This is a genomic window from Klebsiella sp. 64 (genome assembly GCF_018223915.1).
GTDB classification, from domain to species: domain Bacteria; phylum Pseudomonadota; class Gammaproteobacteria; order Enterobacterales; family Enterobacteriaceae; genus Klebsiella; species Klebsiella pneumoniae.
In genome coordinates this window covers 78,440-94,111 of sequence record NZ_JAGRQZ010000011.1, presented here as the reverse complement: position 1 = coordinate 94,111, position 15,672 = coordinate 78,440, and the positions used below count along the sequence as shown (strand labels likewise).

General features: G+C 57.3%; 12 protein-coding genes and 1 riboswitch. Of the genes, 4 read left to right on the top strand and 8 right to left on the bottom strand.

Annotation, left to right across the window (positions count from 1 at the left end; all coding sequences use genetic code 11):
• Positions 1-271: 271 nt before the first annotated feature.
• Positions 272-1,123: a glutamate racemase gene (gene murI / locus KHQ23_RS09075; protein WP_002883026.1), complete on the bottom strand. Its 852-nt coding sequence runs from the start codon at positions 1,121-1,123 to the stop codon at positions 272-274.
• Positions 1,068-2,924, bottom strand: a complete 1,857-nt coding sequence (gene btuB / locus KHQ23_RS09070; protein ID WP_004187300.1) for a TonB-dependent vitamin B12 receptor BtuB — start codon at positions 2,922-2,924, stop codon at positions 1,068-1,070. Before btuB ends, murI begins: the two co-directional genes overlap by 56 nt.
• Positions 2,925-2,988: 64 nt before the next feature.
• Positions 2,989-3,176: riboswitch (cobalamin riboswitch) on the bottom strand.
• 114 nt (positions 3,177-3,290) lie between these two features.
• Here btuB and trmA point away from each other — a divergent pair.
• A complete protein-coding gene (trmA, locus tag KHQ23_RS09065; protein ID WP_004895129.1) occupies positions 3,291-4,391 on the top strand; it encodes a tRNA (uridine(54)-C5)-methyltransferase TrmA in 1,101 nt (366 codons plus the stop codon).
• A 51-nt stretch (positions 4,392-4,442) separates the two neighbouring features.
• Here the strand turns inward: trmA and KHQ23_RS09060 are convergent, their stop codons facing one another.
• A complete protein-coding gene (locus KHQ23_RS09060) occupies positions 4,443-4,802 on the bottom strand; it encodes a YijD family membrane protein (RefSeq protein ID WP_002883021.1) in 360 nt (119 codons plus the stop codon).
• 15 nt (positions 4,803-4,817) lie between these two features.
• A complete protein-coding gene (gene fabR, locus KHQ23_RS09055; RefSeq protein WP_004151856.1) occupies positions 4,818-5,453 on the bottom strand; it encodes an HTH-type transcriptional repressor FabR in 636 nt (211 codons plus the stop codon).
• 196 nt (positions 5,454-5,649) lie between these two features.
• On the opposite strand from fabR, the gene sthA reads away from it, so the two are divergent.
• A complete protein-coding gene (sthA, locus tag KHQ23_RS09050; protein ID WP_002883016.1) occupies positions 5,650-7,050 on the top strand; it encodes a Si-specific NAD(P)(+) transhydrogenase in 1,401 nt (466 codons plus the stop codon).
• Here sthA and oxyR read toward each other — a convergent pair.
• The 4 genes from oxyR to argC form a co-directional block, all read right to left on the bottom strand.
• Entirely contained in the window at positions 7,033-7,950 is a 918-nt protein-coding gene (oxyR, locus tag KHQ23_RS09045) for a DNA-binding transcriptional regulator OxyR (RefSeq protein WP_002883015.1), read from the bottom strand. The genes sthA and oxyR overlap by 18 nt on opposite strands.
• A gap of 259 nt (positions 7,951-8,209) precedes the next feature.
• Positions 8,210-9,583, bottom strand: coding sequence for an argininosuccinate lyase (argH, locus tag KHQ23_RS09040; protein WP_004146283.1), 1,374 nt, complete (start codon positions 9,581-9,583; stop codon positions 8,210-8,212).
• A gap of 99 nt (positions 9,584-9,682) precedes the next feature.
• A complete protein-coding gene (gene argB, locus KHQ23_RS09035) occupies positions 9,683-10,459 on the bottom strand; it encodes an acetylglutamate kinase (RefSeq protein ID WP_004187843.1) in 777 nt (258 codons plus the stop codon).
• A 6-nt stretch (positions 10,460-10,465) separates the two neighbouring features.
• Positions 10,466-11,470: an N-acetyl-gamma-glutamyl-phosphate reductase gene (gene argC / locus KHQ23_RS09030; RefSeq protein ID WP_004181637.1), complete on the bottom strand. Its 1,005-nt coding sequence runs from the start codon at positions 11,468-11,470 to the stop codon at positions 10,466-10,468.
• A gap of 113 nt (positions 11,471-11,583) precedes the next feature.
• Between argC and argE the strand changes: the two genes are divergently transcribed.
• Both argE and ppc read left to right on the top strand, forming a co-directional pair.
• Complete coding sequence (argE, locus tag KHQ23_RS09025; protein WP_004177969.1) at positions 11,584-12,735, top strand: acetylornithine deacetylase; 1,152 nt, start codon at positions 11,584-11,586, stop codon at positions 12,733-12,735.
• Positions 12,736-12,993: 258 nt separating this feature from the next.
• Positions 12,994-15,645, top strand: a complete 2,652-nt coding sequence (gene ppc, locus KHQ23_RS09020) for a phosphoenolpyruvate carboxylase (RefSeq protein WP_211776943.1) — start codon at positions 12,994-12,996, stop codon at positions 15,643-15,645.
• Positions 15,646-15,672: the final 27 nt, after the last annotated feature.

The following is a 15,672-nucleotide window of genomic DNA, read 5'->3' as shown; positions in this document are numbered from 1 at the left end:
GATAAATTGTTAAAGAGCAGTTGCAACGCGGCTTTCAGCTCACCGTTGCGAGGTCCCGTATAATACGTTTTCCTCATTCAGAGTCAAGCCCTTATTTTGCTTTTCTCTGTCAGTTTTTAGCGCTGAACTTCACCGCTAAAACCCTGCCGACCCGGCGGCTTGCTTGCCGTTGTTCCGTGTCAGTGGAGGCGCATTATAGGGAGTTCTGAGACGTTGACAAGCCCTGTTTTCAAAAAATTATTCAACCGTCTCTTTTTTGTGCAAAACGCCCTTAGAGCGGTAATTTTTCCAGCGTCGAGAAGCCATAGCGACGCAGAACGGGTAAAAGCTGTTCTGTTTCTGCCGTCAGCGCCATGCAGAATGCCTTATTCTCGTCGCTGGACTTCGCATCCGGCGCTTCATGCTCTAACAGCCAGGCGGTGCGACGGGCAATCGCCGCGCCGGAATCGATCAGCCGTGTGCCTTCCGGCAGAACGCGCTGCAGCTCCTCCTGTAAAAGAGGAAAGTGGGTGCAGCCCAGCACCACCGTATCCGGCGGCTCCTGCATCCGCAGCCATGGGCGCAGGATACGGCGCAGCTCTTCTAACGGCACAGGCTCGCCGTGCAGCTTCGCTTCCGCCAGCTCCACCAGCTCCGCCGACCCCAGCATTTCAATCCGACATTCATTGGCAAAGCGGTCGATCAGCTCACGGGTATAAGGACGCTTTACGGTACCGCGCGTCGCCAGCAGGCCAACAATGCCGTTCGCCGTTAAACGGGCAGCGGGCTTGATCGCCGGCACCACGCCAACGACGGGGAAAGCGAACTTTTCACGCAGGGCAGGCAGGGAGACGGTACTGGCGGTATTGCAGGCGATCACCGCCAGCGCCAGGGGATAACGCTGCTGGACAGCGGTGACGATTTCCACAACGCGCTCAACGATAAACTCCTCGCTCTTCTCGCCATAGGGGAAGGCAACGTTATCGAAAGCATAGATGTAATGCAGATTCGGCAGCAGCTGCCGAATCTCATTATAAACCGACAACCCACCGACGCCGGAATCAAACACCAGCACGGTGGGACGTGGATCAGAAGGTGTAGCTGCCAGACAAGGTGTATTCCCGTCCTGCAGATTGGTAGCCATAAACTGTCTCGTAATCTTTATCGAACAGGTTGGCTATTTTACCACGAACTGTCAGGTGTGAGGTGACGGGATACGATAAACCGACATCCCAGAGGCTCAGACCGCCCATTTTGACATCGCGCCCATTGTCGTAGTCATCATCGTAACGCTTGCCGAGGTACTGATACATCACGTTCCAGTCAAGATCGTAGATCTGTCCGGTCAGTTCATACTTCACTTGTTGCTTCGCGCGGCGATAGAGTACCTTGCCAGTATCATCATCACGCGGATCGACATACTGCAACGTCAGATGATGCTCCACCGGGCCAGTCGTCACGTTCCCCGTCCACTCCAGACCTTTAATCGTGGCTGACTTCACGTTGATATATTGATTGTTTTTATAGTCGATCAGGTTTTGAATCTCATAATGATATGCTGAGATTCGCCAATCCAGCGGCCCCGTTAGCCCGTCAATTCCGGCTTCCCACTGTTTAGATTCTTCCGGCTTCAGGTTTGGGTTGGAAGCAATGCCAGGCCCATAAAACGAAGCAAAACGCGTCGCGCCATATTGCTGACCCAGTGACGGCGCCAGGAATCCGGTACCGTAAGAGAGCGTAGCCCGGTAGCCATCAATAAACTCCCAGCCTGCCGCAGTCTGCCAAGTACCGTGCCATCCGAACTGCTCGTCATGATCCTCACGTCCGGATGCTTCCAGGGTCACACTGTCAATCTGCTGCTGCCCGGTCAGGTAAAGACCGGTGGTATCGCGTTTGTAGGCATCAGACAATGTTGTGCTACTGGAGGTGAGCTTTTCTTGCTTCCAGTCGACGCCGCCACTAATCGCCCCGTGCCCAACCTCAATGTTATTACCCCACTGGATATAGCGCTGTTCCATATCATCCAGGGTGGTGCCCGCGGCATAGCGGCCAGCGTCGCTGCTGTAGTTGTAATCTTTGATGCGCTGATAGTTAGCAATCAGCTGGGAGGAATAGATACCGGAGCTGTAACGCAGACCCGTGTCCCAGGACTGCGTGTAATTCTGTCTTTCATCATTGCCGCCAACATAGCCATACGAGCCCTGATCGTAGTCAGTATTGGCTGTGTAACCATAGCCCCGGAAGAAACCAGAGAAGTTATCGTCAAACTTATGTTGCACACCGCCCAGGAAAAGCTTGTTACGATAGCCATCACGATCGCTGTCGCCGCTGTACGGCGAATTCGGCTGGACGTTAAAACCTTTTGTGGTCTGATAAGCACCAGCTGCAGTCACTACGGTATCGCCAAAACGTTTATTAATGGCGCCGTCATAAGTCTGATAACCGTTACTCCCCATTCCGACGTTAACCTGTGAACGGTCTGAATCGGTCATGGTGATGATGTTCACCACCCCGCCGATCGCTCCGGAGCCGTACACCGCGGAGCGCGGGCCGCGGATGTATTCCACCCGCTGGACCAGTGAGATAGGGATCTGACTGATATCTACGCCGTTGGAGATCCCCGGACGCGCCATCGGCACACCGTCGATCAGCACCAGCACGTGACGAGCCTCCGTCCCCCGAACATACAGCGAAGCGCTCTGCCCCATGCCGCCGTTGCGGGCAATATCGACCCCGGGAAGACGACGCATGACATCGTTTAAATCTTTGGACTGCCAGCGGTCGATGTCATCGCGCGTCACAATGTCGGTCGGCGCCAGCACGGTATTGACCGGCTGTTGAAAACGGTTTGCTGTCACCACCAACGTATCTGAATTGCTATCCTGCGCCCAGCCGGAAAATGCCGTGACGGATAAGGCCGTCATCAGCGAAGCTTTTTTAATCATTGTAAAAGCATCCGAAACAGAAAAAGGATGCCGCAGGTTTTATCAGTTGCTCGCGACGATAAAACCCAGTGCGACGTATTCCGGCAGGTCTTCGGGCTTGGAGGCTGTTTCAAGAAATAATGACTTCCCACGGCTAGCCGCAGTGTCTGCACCGAGTGCGCTCATTTCTCACCTTCCTTACCGCTGCGCGTCAGCCCCAGATTTCCACTGGGTTCCCTTTTAACTCACAGGACCGGTAGGCGAATGCTACAATCAGAACCATATAGATGTCCAGACTGCTAATTATATTTCCCGCGGCATTCGAGGCTGGACATCCCCGGCGCTTTCCCTACAATCCCCGCGTACTTATTTTATTCAGGATACATCATGACCCCCGAACACCTTCCTACCGAACAATACGAAGCGCAGCTGGCAGAAAAAGTCGTCCGTTTGCAAACCATGATGGCGCCTTTTGCCGCGCCGGTTCCGGAAGTGTTTCGTTCGCCGGTCAGCCACTACCGTATGCGCGCCGAGTTCCGTCTGTGGCACGATGGCGACGATCTGTACCATATTATTTTCGATCAGCAGACCCGGTCGCGGATTCGCGTTGACAGCTTCCCGGCCGCCAGCGCGCTGATCAATCAGCTGATGACCGCCATGCTGGAGGGCGTACGCAACAATCCCGTGCTACGCCAGAAGCTGTTCCAGATTGACTATCTGACCACCCTCAGCAACCAGGCGGTCGTTTCGCTGCTGTATCATAAAAAGCTGGACGATGCCTGGCGAGAGCAAGCGGAGGCGCTGCGTGACGCCCTGCGAGCCCAGGGGCTCAATGTGCATCTGATTGGGCGGGCGACCAAAACCAAAATCGAGCTCGATCAAGACTATATAGATGAACGCCTGCCGGTTGGCGGGCGGGAGATGATCTACCGTCAGGTGGAAAACAGCTTTACCCAACCGAACGCGGCCATGAACATTCAGATGCTGGAGTGGGCACTGGATGTCACCAAAGGGGCGACTGGCGACCTGCTGGAATTGTACTGCGGCAACGGTAACTTCTCGCTGGCGCTGGCACGTAATTTCGATCGCGTATTGGCCACCGAAATCGCCAAACCGTCGGTGGCGGCGGCGCAGTACAACATCGCCGCTAACCATATCGACAACGTGCAGATTATCCGCATGGCGGCGGAAGAGTTTACTCAGGCGATGAACGGGGTGCGGCAGTTCAACCGGCTGCAGGGTATCGATCTGCATAGCTATCAGTGCGAAACCATCTTCGTCGATCCACCGCGCAGCGGGCTGGACAGCGAGACGGAAAAAATGGTGCAGGCCTATCCGCGTATTTTGTACATTTCGTGCAACCCGGAAACGCTGTGTCGCAATCTGGAAACGCTAAGCCAGACGCATAACGTTACCCGGCTGGCGCTGTTCGACCAGTTCCCGTATACCCATCACATGGAGTGCGGCGTCCTGCTGACCTGCAAATAGGTCCAAAAAAACCGGCAACGTCATATTGCCGGTTTTTTTACCGCTGGCGGCTTACTCGGCTGCGGTATCTTTGCGGTTACGCATCTTGTAGCCGATCCAGAAGACCATCGCGACGGACAGAACGGCCGGGAAGAAGTTAGAACCGATATCCGGGTACTCCGCACGCACGACGGTGCTGTACAACAGCACCCCGAGAATAAAAAAGGCGGCGGCCAGGCCCGGTAGCCCAACGGGCATACTGCGATTCTGATAGCGCTGATGCAGACAGTAGACCGTCAGCAGCAGGGATAAAATGGGGAAGACGGAAAACGGAACTATCGAACTGAACAGCGCCGCAAAGGCGCCATTAATGGATAACCCGGCAATCAGCGCCAGCAGCAGCGTACCTTTATCTTGAACTGAGTGTTTCATTGCTCGTCCTTCACGTTATTCGGAATGATGTGACATTTTTTCTTGTTCACGGCGATACCAGTAATACGCGCCTTTCGAGATCATTCGAAGCTGCAGTACCAACCGTTCCTCCAGCTGCCGGCGCTGCTCAGGGCCGACATCCAGCGCTTCCGCGCCAGCGCTAAAAACGATGGTGACCATAGCTTCAGCCTGCGCTTCGGTAAAGGCGCGCGGCATATGGTTTTCGAGTTCTAAATAGTCGGCGAGTTCCGCAATAAAGTGCTGGATCTCGCGTGCGACGGCGGCGCGAAACGCCGCAGAAGTTCCCGAGCGCTCACGCAGCAGCAGGCGGAAGGCGTTCGGGTTGTTACCGATAAATTCCATAAAGGTGGAGACCGAGGTGCGGATCACGCTGCCGCCTTTGGCTATCCGCTGGCGCGCCTGGCGCATCAGCTGGCGCAGCATCAGTCCGCTCTCATCGACCATCGTCAGGCCCAGCTCATCGACGTCGCGAAAATGACGATAAAAGGACGTCGGCGCGATCCCTGCTTCCCGGGCCACTTCACGCAAGCTCAGGCTGGCGAAACTCCGCTCAGCGCTAAGTTGACTGAATGCCGCTTCCACCAGCGAACGGCGGGTTTTTTCTTTTTGTTGTGCTCTTACGCCCATCACGATGTATGAATCCTTCCAATAGCCCTGCTGGCACTATACCAGAGATTAAAACTAATCGGTTTGCCCTGGATTGTGAATGATTGTTTACGAGCCGTTTCTGCTTTTATGCTGCAAAAAAGCACAACGATAATTGGGTTAAAGCGCAGCGAATGTTATCATCGTGTTTATTTTATGTATAAAACAGGTGAGTAATGCCATGTCACACTCTTGGGATTATGATGCAATAGTGATTGGTTCCGGTCCTGGCGGGGAAGGCGCCGCCATGGGACTGGTGAAACAGGGAGCACGCGTTGCCGTCATCGAGCGCTACCATAATGTCGGCGGCGGTTGCACCCACTGGGGCACCATCCCGTCGAAAGCCCTCCGCCATGCCGTCAGCCGTATTATCGAGTTTAACCAAAACCCCCTCTACAGCGACCACTCCCGCCTTCTTCGCTCTTCTTTCGCCGACATCCTTAACCATGCCGACAGCGTCATCAACCAGCAGACTCATATGCGCCAGGGATTCTATGAGCGCAACCACTGTGAAATTCTGCAGGGCAATGCCCACTTCGTGGATGAGCATACTCTGGCGCTGGAGTGCCATGACGGCACGGTCGAGACTGTGACCGCGGAGAAATTCGTTATCGCCTGCGGATCGCGCCCCTACCATCCGGCGGATGTCGATTTCCACCACCCGCGCATCTATGACAGCGATTCGATTCTCAGCCTGCAGCATGAGCCGCGCCATGTGATCATTTACGGCGCCGGGGTGATCGGTTGTGAATATGCGTCGATCTTCCGCGGCATGGAGGTGAAGGTCGATCTGATCAACACCCGCGATCGTCTGCTGGCCTTCCTCGATCAGGAGATGTCAGACTCGCTCTCTTATCACTTCTGGAACAGCGGCGTGGTTATTCGCCACAACGAGGAGTATGAGAAAATTGAAGGGGTGGATGACGGGGTGATCATGCACCTGAAGTCCGGCAAAAAGCTGAAGGCCGATTGCCTGCTGTACGCTAACGGCCGCACCGGCAACACCGACACCCTGGCGCTGGAAAATATCGGTCTGCAGACCGACAGCCGCGGTCAGCTGAAGGTCAACAGCATGTATCAGACCGCCCTCCCGCACATCTATGCGGTTGGCGATGTCATCGGCTATCCAAGCCTGGCTTCTGCCGCTTACGATCAGGGACGCATTGCCGCCCAGGCGCTGGTGAAAGGCGAAGCCTCAGCGCATCTGATTGAAGATATCCCGACCGGGATCTATACCATTCCGGAAATCAGCTCCGTCGGGAAAACCGAGCAGCAGCTGACGGCGATGAAAGTGCCGTATGAGGTGGGCCGCGCCCAGTTTAAACACCTGGCGCGGGCGCAAATCGTCGGTATGAGCGTTGGTACGCTGAAGATCCTGTTCCATCGTGAAACCAAGGAGATCCTTGGCATTCACTGCTTTGGCGAGCGCGCGGCCGAAATTATTCATATCGGCCAGGCGATCATGGAGCAGAAAGGCGGTGGCAACACCATTGAGTACTTCGTCAACACCACCTTTAACTACCCGACCATGGCGGAAGCGTACCGGGTTGCCGCGCTGAACGGCTTAAACCGCCTGTTTTAACGCCTTGTCGAAATGGCCATCCATCGTGCCGCGGATGGCCTCCGCCAGATGTTCATAGCGGCTGCGCAGCGGGGAGCCTGGACGATAAACCAGACCGATGGTGCGTCTTGGCTCTGGCTTAATGCACGGCAGGTAGACTACGCCATCGCGTTTTCTCTCCTGCGGCACCGCCAGCGCCGGCAGCAGGGTAATGCCGCTGCCTGCCGCCACCATATTGCGCAGCGTTTCCAGGCTGGTCGCGCGGAAGTGGGTATCCTCATCCGCCCCCGCTTCAAAGCAGAAGCCCATCGCCTGATCGCGCAGACAGTGGCCATCCTCCAGCATCAGCAGCTTTTCACCGGCCAGATCCGACATCGGCACCCGATCGCGGTTCGCCCACGGATGATCTTCATAAATAGCCAGCATCATCGGCTCATCGAACAGCGGCACCTCGATAAAGGCCTCGCTCTCTTTGACCAGCGCCAGGATGGCGCAGTCGAGCTTACCGCTGTCGAGCTGAGCCAGCAGCTGATGGGTCTGCGCTTCGTGCAGATACATTTCCAGCTTCGGGAAGGTCTGATGCAGCATCGGAATGATGTGCGGCAGCAGGTACGGGCCAATTGTCGGGATCAGGCCGATATGCAGCGGCCCGGACATGGTTTCCCCTTGTTGGCTTGCCATTTCCTTGAGCACTTTTACTTCGCGTAACACGGTACGCGCCTGATCCACCAGCAACAGCCCCGCCTGGGTAAACAGAACCTTACGGCTGGTGCGCTCCAGCAGCATGACGCCAAGCTCATCCTCCAGCTTGCGGATCTGTCCGCTGAGCGTCGGTTGGCTCACATGGCATGAGTCAGCCGCCCGCCGGAAGTGGCGGTGTTCGGCGAGCGCTACCAGGTATTCAAGATCGCGAATATTCATTATTCATCCTCCATCGCCACGATAGTCCATGGCGATAGATAGCATAGCAACGAACGATTATCCCTATCAAGTTTTCTGTTCAATAATACGCCCATAAAGACGGTCTACCTGTGAAAATCACTGACCCGTCACACTGTTTCTCTACCCGAACAACTAAAGCCAACGTGAACTTTTGCGGACCTTGCGTCCGCTTTTTTTTTGCATAAAAAACCCGGCGTCGCTGGGCTTGGCCGGGTCAGGGAGGGCAGATATCTAAGGATTAGCTTAAACGAGCCTTCGCCTCGTTGATAGCCTGGGCTACCTGCTGCGGCGAGACGCCGCCTTTCGCTGCGCGTTTCTCGAGGCAGGACTGCAGCGACAGAATCGGATACACATCGTCCGCAATCACCGGGCTGAATTTCTGCAGATCGGCCAGGGTCAGCGCTTCCAGCGGTTTCCCTTGCGCAATGGCTTCCACTACCGCTTCACCGACAATATGGTGCGCCTCGCGGAACGGTACGCCTTTCGCCACCAGATAATCCGCCAGCTCAGTGGCGTTGGCATAGCCCTGCTGCGCCGCTTCCGCACAGCGCGGGCGTTTTACCTGAATGCCGTCCAGCACCAGGGCCGCCATATGCAGGCAGTCGAGCCAGGTATCCAGGGCGTCGAAAAGCCCCTCTTTATCTTCCTGCATGTCTTTGTTGTAGGCCAGCGGCAGTCCTTTCAGCGTCATCATCATGCCGGTCAGCGCACCCTGCACGCGGCCGCATTTGCCACGGATAAGCTCCAGGGCGTCCGGGTTTTTCTTCTGCGGCATCAGCGAGGAGCCGGAGGTCACGCGGTCGGAAAGCTCGACGAAGTTCGCCTCGCCGGAGTTAAAGAAAATCAGATCTTCCGCAAAGCGCGACAGATGCACCATACCGATAGCCGCATCGGAAAGCAGCTCCAGCACATGATCGCGATCGGACACGCTGTCGAGGCTGTTGCGGGTGGCGGAGGCAAAGCCCAGCCAGCCGGCCAGCTGCTCGCGGTCGATCTCATACGCCGTCCCCGCCAGCGCGCCGCAGCCCAGCGGGCTGACGTCGAGGCGCTTCAGCGCGTCCTGCAGACGGCTTTCGTCACGCGCCAGCATTTCAACGTAGGCCAGACACCAGTGCGCGAACGTCACCGGCTGGGCGCGCTGCAGGTGGGTGTACCCCGGCATTACCGCGTCCTGATTCTGCTGGGCGGTCTCCACCAGCGCGCTCTGCAGCTGGCGGTTCGCCGAGAGCAGTTCGACAACGGTATCTTTGCACCACAGTTTAAGATCGGTGGCGACCTGGTCGTTACGGCTGCGCCCGGTGTGCAGTTTCTTGCCCAGCTGGCCCACTTTATCGATCAGCTTGCCTTCCACCCAGCTGTGAATATCTTCGGCATCGCTGGCGAGGATTTGCTGCGGATTGGCGCGCACCTCTTCCAGCAGCACGTTCAGCGCTTCTTCCAGCTGCTGCTGTTCAGCGGCACTCAGAACGCCGACCGTTACCAGCGCTTTCGACCAGGCGACAGAGCCAACGATATCCTGCTCCGCCAGACGATAGTCGAAGCGCAACGAGTCGTTGAACTGTTTGAACCGTTGATCTGCTGCCTGTGTAAAACGCCCGCCCCAAAGTGCCATAACATGCTTCCTTTATTCGTTAGTTCCGCCGGCGGCATTGTGCCGCTCGGCCTACGGTCTTGTAAGCCCGGCAGACGACGCGCCGCCGGGCATGAAATCTTAAGCCAGAATACGTGTGCCGATCGGCGTGCCGTTAAATAACGCCGGCAGCTGCTCGGCGTGACGCCAGGAGGCGATATCCACCGGACGGCCCAGAGCACGTGCGGCGTCAAGGGCCGCATTCACTTTAACAATCATGCCGTCGGTGATAATCCCCTGCTCGATCAGCTGTTCCGCTTTCTCGGCGGTCATCTCGGCAATGCGCTGCCCTTTACCGTCGAGGATACCGCTAACGTCAGACAACAGGATCAGATCCGCCCCCAGGGTGGCCGCCAGCGCTGTCGCCGCCTGGTCAGCGTTGACGTTCATCAGCTGGCCTTCATCGGTCACCCCGATAGAGCTCACCACCGGCAGGTAACCGCCGGCCAACAGGGTGTTGATCAGTGCCGGGGAGCCCGGCTGCGCCAGCCCGACATGGCCCAGCTCAGCATCCAGTTGCGTGACCTTCACGCTATCGCCATCGCCGAGGAACAGGCCTACCGAGGAAATACCATGTTTTTTCGCCCACGCCAGCAGCGTCTTGTTGGCGGTTCCCGCCAGCGCGCCGGTGATGATGTCGATTTGCTCAGCCGGCGTAACGCGCAGGCCATTTTTCTTCTGCACCGGCAGGTTGAGCTGCTTCATCAGCTCATCCACCACGCAGCCGCCGCCGTGGACGATAATCAGCGGACGCTGGTGCGCTTCACGGTAGTTAACCAGCGCGGTAAACAGGCGCTCCAGCGCTTCTTCGCTATCGAGTAATACGCCGCCAAGTTTGATAATTAATGGGTTCATCATCACACCTTAAATAAGAGACTGCGTCTCAGCGAAGCCGAAACGAATATTCGCGCACTGCACCGCCTGCGCTGCGGCGCCTTTCAGCAGGTTATCCTCTGCCGCGACGACGATGAGATGATCGTCCTGCACGGCAAAACCGATATCACAGAATGGCAGGCCTTCGACGCTTTTCAAAGCGGGCACGCCTTTATCATATAAACGTACCAGTGGTTTATCGGCGTAAGCCTGCTGGTAAACCGCCGCGATCTGCGCATGGCCGACGCCCGGCTTCAGGCGGCAGGTGATAGTTTCCAGGATGCCGCGCTTAAAATTACCCAGGTGCGGGGTAAAAATTACCTTTGCCCCGAGGTGGCTGGCAATCTCCGGCTGATGGCGATGGTTAAATATGCCGTACGGCTGCAGGCTAACTTCACAGAAGCTGTTGCCGATCGCGGCCTTACGACCCGCGCCGCTCACCCCGCTGGTAGCGTTGATTACCGGCCACTGGTTGAGATCCAGCAGATTGGCCTCAATCAGCGGCTTCAGCGACAGCTGCGCCGCCGTCGGATAGCAGCCTGGCACTGCGATTAACTGCGCGTCTTTAAGCGCATCCGCGCTCCACTCCGCCAGACCATACACCGCCTGTTTGAGCAGGTCGGGATGCTGATGAGTGAAACCGTAATATTTTTCGTAGAACGCCCCATCGTTAACGCGGAAGGCACCGGAGAGATCGAACACCACGCAGCCAGCGGCAAGAAACTGCGGCGCCAGATCGTGACTCACTTCGTGCGCGGTGGCGAGAAACACCACGTCCACGCCAGCGCTGAATTCGCTGATATCGGACATCGGCTGCAGCGGCATATCGACAATGCCTTTGAGCTGCGGATGCAGGTCGGAAATTAATTTTCCCGCATCATTGCTTTGCGCGGAGACCGTCAAAGCGGTTATGTTCATATGCGGATGACGATTGATATAGGTCACCAGCTCTGCGCCGGCATAACCACTGGCACCCACAATCAGCGTATTTAACATTGGAAGCGCATCTCCTTACATTCGATGGGTTTTCTTACGCTCAACGATATTGTATTTTTATTCACAATAAATGCATGAATATTGATACTATCACGACCCAAGGTGTGTCAACAATGAAAAACAATTTACCGCCCTTTATCGAGATTTACCGCGCGTTGATCGCCACACCATCCATCAGCGCGACTGAAGAGGCTCTCGATCAAAGCAATGAGTCTTTAATCAATTTGCTGGCAGGCTGGTTCCGCGATCTCGGCTTCAATGTTGAGATACAGCCGGTGCCGGATACGCGCCATAAATTCAACCTGCTGGCCAGCACCGGACACGGCGCCGGCGGCCTGCTGCTCGCCGGGCATACCGATACCGTGCCGTTCGATGATGGCCGCTGGACGCGCGACCCGTTCACCCTCACCGAACACGATAACAAGCTCTACGGCCTCGGCACGGCCGATATGAAAGGCTTCTTCGCCTTTATTCTCGACGCCCTGCGCGATGTCGACGTCACCACGCTGAAAAAGCCGCTGTATATTCTGGCCACTGCCGACGAAGAGACCAGCATGGCCGGCGCGCGCTACTTTGCCGAAACCACCCGGCTGCGCCCGGACTGCGCCATCATCGGCGAGCCCACCTCCCTGCAGCCGATCCGCGCCCACAAAGGCCATATGTCCAACGCGATCCGTATTCAGGGCCAGTCCGGCCACTCCAGCGATCCGGCGCGCGGGGTCAACGCGATTGAGCTGATGCACGACGCCATCGGCCGGATTATGCAGTTGCGCGATCTGCTAAAAGAGCGCTATCACTTCGAGGCGTTTACGGTCCCTTACCCAACCCTCAACCTGGGCGCTATCCATGGCGGCGATGCCTCAAACCGTATCTGCGCCTGCTGTGAACTGCATATGGATATCCGCCCGCTGCCGGGGATGACCCTAAACGATCTTAATGGTCTGTTGGGCGAGGCGCTGGCCCCGGTCAGCGAACGCTGGCCGGGCCGCCTGACGGTCTCTGAGCTGCATCCGCCGATCCCCGGCTACGAGTGCCCGCCGGACCATAAGCTGGTGCAGGTGGTCGAGAAACTGCTTGGCGCGCAGACCGACGTGGTGAATTACTGCACCGAAGCGCCGTTTATCCAGACGCTGTGTCCGACGCTGGTTCTCGGCCCGGGCTCCATCAATCAGGCCCATCAGCCTGACGAGTATCTGGAGACGCGCTTTATCAAGCCGACCCGGGAGCTGATTAGCCAGGTGGTTCATCACTTCTGCTGGCACTAAAATCGCCCTCTTTTTCCGCCCCGTTCTCCCGGGGCGGAACGGTGACGATCGTCACATTTCCATAAGCGATGCTTATCCAGCGCTCCCTGAATTAAATTTCGCAAATTACGGCGATTTACTCGTTTGCTGAAGCGATTTCGCAGTAATTGACGTGGGGGTATTTACGTGGCTTTATAAAAGACGGGTTGCTTATCCGTTGCTCACGTTCCAGCGCAGCGGATATAACAAAATAAAATGAGATGGGGTGTCTGGGGTAACATGAACGAACAATATTCCGCATTGCGTAGTAATGTCAGTATGCTCGGCAAGGTGCTGGGCGATACCATCAAGGATGCATTGGGAGAAAATATTCTTGATCGTGTCGAAACTATCCGTAAGTTGTCCAAATCTTCACGCGCCGGCAACGAAGCTAACCGCCAGGAGCTGCTGACCACGCTGCAGAATTTGTCAAACGACGAACTGCTGCCGGTGGCCCGTGCCTTCAGCCAGTTTCTGAATCTGGCCAACACCGCTGAGCAGTACCACAGCATTTCGGCCAATGGCGAAGCGGCCAGCAATCCGGAAGTCATTGCGCGTACCCTGAGAAAGCTCAAAGACCAACCCAATCTCAACGAAGAGACCATCAAACAAGCGGTGGAATCGCTGTCTCTGGAGCTGGTGTTAACCGCCCACCCGACCGAGATCACCCGCCGGACGCTGATCCATAAAATGGTGGAAGTGAACAACTGCCTTAAGCAGTTGGACAACAAAGATATCGCTGACTACGAGCACCATCAGCTAATGCGCCGTCTGCGCCAGCTGATCGCCCAGTCGTGGCATACCGATGAAATTCGTAAGCACCGCCCTTCCCCGGTCGATGAAGCCAAATGGGGCTTCGCGGTGGTGGAAAACAGCCTGTGGGAAGGAGTGCCTAACTATCTGCGCGAGCTGAACGAACAGCTGGAAGCCAACCTTGGCTATCAGCTGCCGGTGGACTTCGTCCCGGTGCGTTTCACCTCGTGGATGGGCGGCGACCGCGACGGCAACCCGAACGTGACTGCCGACATCACCCGCCACGTGCTGCTGCTCAGCCGCTGGAAAGCGACCGACCTGTTCCTCAAAGACGTGCAGGTGCTGATCTCCGAGCTGTCGATGGTGGAGTGTACCGACGAGCTGTGCGCCCTGGCTGGCGCCGAGGGCGCTCAGGAACCGTACCGTTATCTGATGAAAAAACTGCGCTCTCAGCTGATGGAGACCCAGGCCTGGCTGGAAGCGCGTCTGAAAGGTCAGAAGCTGCCGAAACCGGCGGGACTGATCACTCAGAACGAGCAGCTGTGGGAGCCGCTGTACGCCTGCTATAAATCGCTGCAGGCCTGCGGCATGGGCATTATCGCCAACGGCGAGCTGCTCGACACCCTGCGCCGCGTGAAGTCTTTCGGCGTACCGCTGGTGCGTATTGATATTCGTCAGGAAAGCACCCGCCATACCGAAGCGCTGGGTGAAATGACCCGTTACCTCGGGATCGGCGACTACGAAAGCTGGTCGGAAGCCGACAAACAGGCTTTCCTGATCCGCGAACTGAATTCCAAACGTCCGCTGCTGCCGCGCCAGTGGGAGCCAAGCGAAGAGACGCGTGAAGTTCTCGACACCTGCAAGGTGATCGCCGAGGCGCCGCGCGGATCGATCGCCGCCTACGTGATCTCGATGGCGAAAACGCCGTCCGATGTGCTGGCGGTTCATCTCCTGCTGAAAGAAGCCGGGATTGGCTTTGCTCTGCCGGTGGCCCCGCTGTTCGAAACGCTGGATGACCTCAACAACGCCAACGACGTCATGACCCAGCTGCTGAATATCGACTGGTACCGCGGCTTTATCCAGGGCAAGCAGATGGTCATGATCGGCTACTCTGACTCCGCTAAAGATGCCGGCGTGATGGCCGCCTCTTGGGCGCAGTACCAGGCGCAGGACGCGCTGATCAAAACCTGCGAAAAAGCCGGTATTGAACTGACGCTGTTCCACGGTCGCGGCGGCTCTATCGGCCGCGGCGGCGCGCCGGCCCACGCCGCGCTGCTCTCGCAGCCGCCGGGAAGCCTGAAAGGCGGCCTGCGCGTTACCGAGCAGGGCGAGATGATCCGCTTTAAGTACGGCCTGCCGGAAGTCACCATCAGCAGCCTGTCGCTGTATACCAGCGCCATTCTGGAAGCCAACCTGCTGCCGCCGCCGGAGCCGAAAGCAGAATGGCGCGACATCATGGCCGAGCTGTCCGACGTGTCGTGCAAGATGTATCGCGGCTACGTGCGTGAAAACAAAGATTTCGTCCCTTACTTCCGCTCTGCGACCCCGGAGCAGGAGCTGGGCAAACTGCCGCTGGGTTCGCGTCCGGCAAAACGTCGTCCAACCGGCGGCGTCGAGTCGCTGCGCGCCATTCCGTGGATCTTCGCCTGGACCCAGAACCGCCTGATGCTGCCGGCCTGGCTGGGCGCTGGCGCTGCGCTGCAGAAGGTGGTCGAAGGTGGAAAACAGAGTGAACTGGAAGCCATGTGTCGCGACTGGCCGTTCTTCTCTACCCGCCTCGGCATGCTGGAGATGGTTTACTCGAAGGCCGACCTGTGGCTGGCGGAGTACTACGATCAGCGCCTGGTGAAGCCGGAGCTGTGGGCGCTGGGTTCCGAGCTGCGCAAGCTGCTGGCTGCCGATATCAACGTCGTGCTGGCCATCGCCAACGACTCCCATCTGATGGCCGACCTGCCGTGGATCGCCGAGTCTATCCAGCTGCGTAATATTTATACCGACCCGCTGAACGTCCTGCAGGCGGAACTGCTGCACCGTTCACGCCAGGCTGAAGAAGAGGGCAAGGACCCGGATCCGCGCGTTGAACAAGCGCTGATGGTCACCATCGCCGGCGTCGCCGCCGGTATGCGTAACACCGGTTAATCTATCTCCCCCCGGCCGCCCGGCCGG

Coding starts and splice junctions, on each gene's coding strand:
- argH (WP_004146283.1), bottom strand. CDS start 9,583: ATGGCACTTTGGGGCGGGCGTTTTACACAGGCAGCAGATCAACGGTTC.
- trmA (WP_004895129.1), top strand. CDS start 3,291: ATGACCCCCGAACACCTTCCTACCGAACAATACGAAGCGCAGCTGGCA.
- KHQ23_RS09060 (WP_002883021.1), bottom strand. CDS start 4,802: ATGAAACACTCAGTTCAAGATAAAGGTACGCTGCTGCTGGCGCTGATT.
- sthA (WP_002883016.1), top strand. CDS start 5,650: ATGTCACACTCTTGGGATTATGATGCAATAGTGATTGGTTCCGGTCCT.
- btuB (WP_004187300.1), bottom strand. CDS start 2,924: ATGATTAAAAAAGCTTCGCTGATGACGGCCTTATCCGTCACGGCATTT.
- argB (WP_004187843.1), bottom strand. CDS start 10,459: ATGATGAACCCATTAATTATCAAACTTGGCGGCGTATTACTCGATAGC.
- argC (WP_004181637.1), bottom strand. CDS start 11,470: ATGTTAAATACGCTGATTGTGGGTGCCAGTGGTTATGCCGGCGCAGAG.
- murI (WP_002883026.1), bottom strand. CDS start 1,123: ATGGCTACCAATCTGCAGGACGGGAATACACCTTGTCTGGCAGCTACA.
- ppc (WP_211776943.1), top strand. CDS start 12,994: ATGAACGAACAATATTCCGCATTGCGTAGTAATGTCAGTATGCTCGGC.
- argE (WP_004177969.1), top strand. CDS start 11,584: ATGAAAAACAATTTACCGCCCTTTATCGAGATTTACCGCGCGTTGATC.
- oxyR (WP_002883015.1), bottom strand. CDS start 7,950: ATGAATATTCGCGATCTTGAATACCTGGTAGCGCTCGCCGAACACCGC.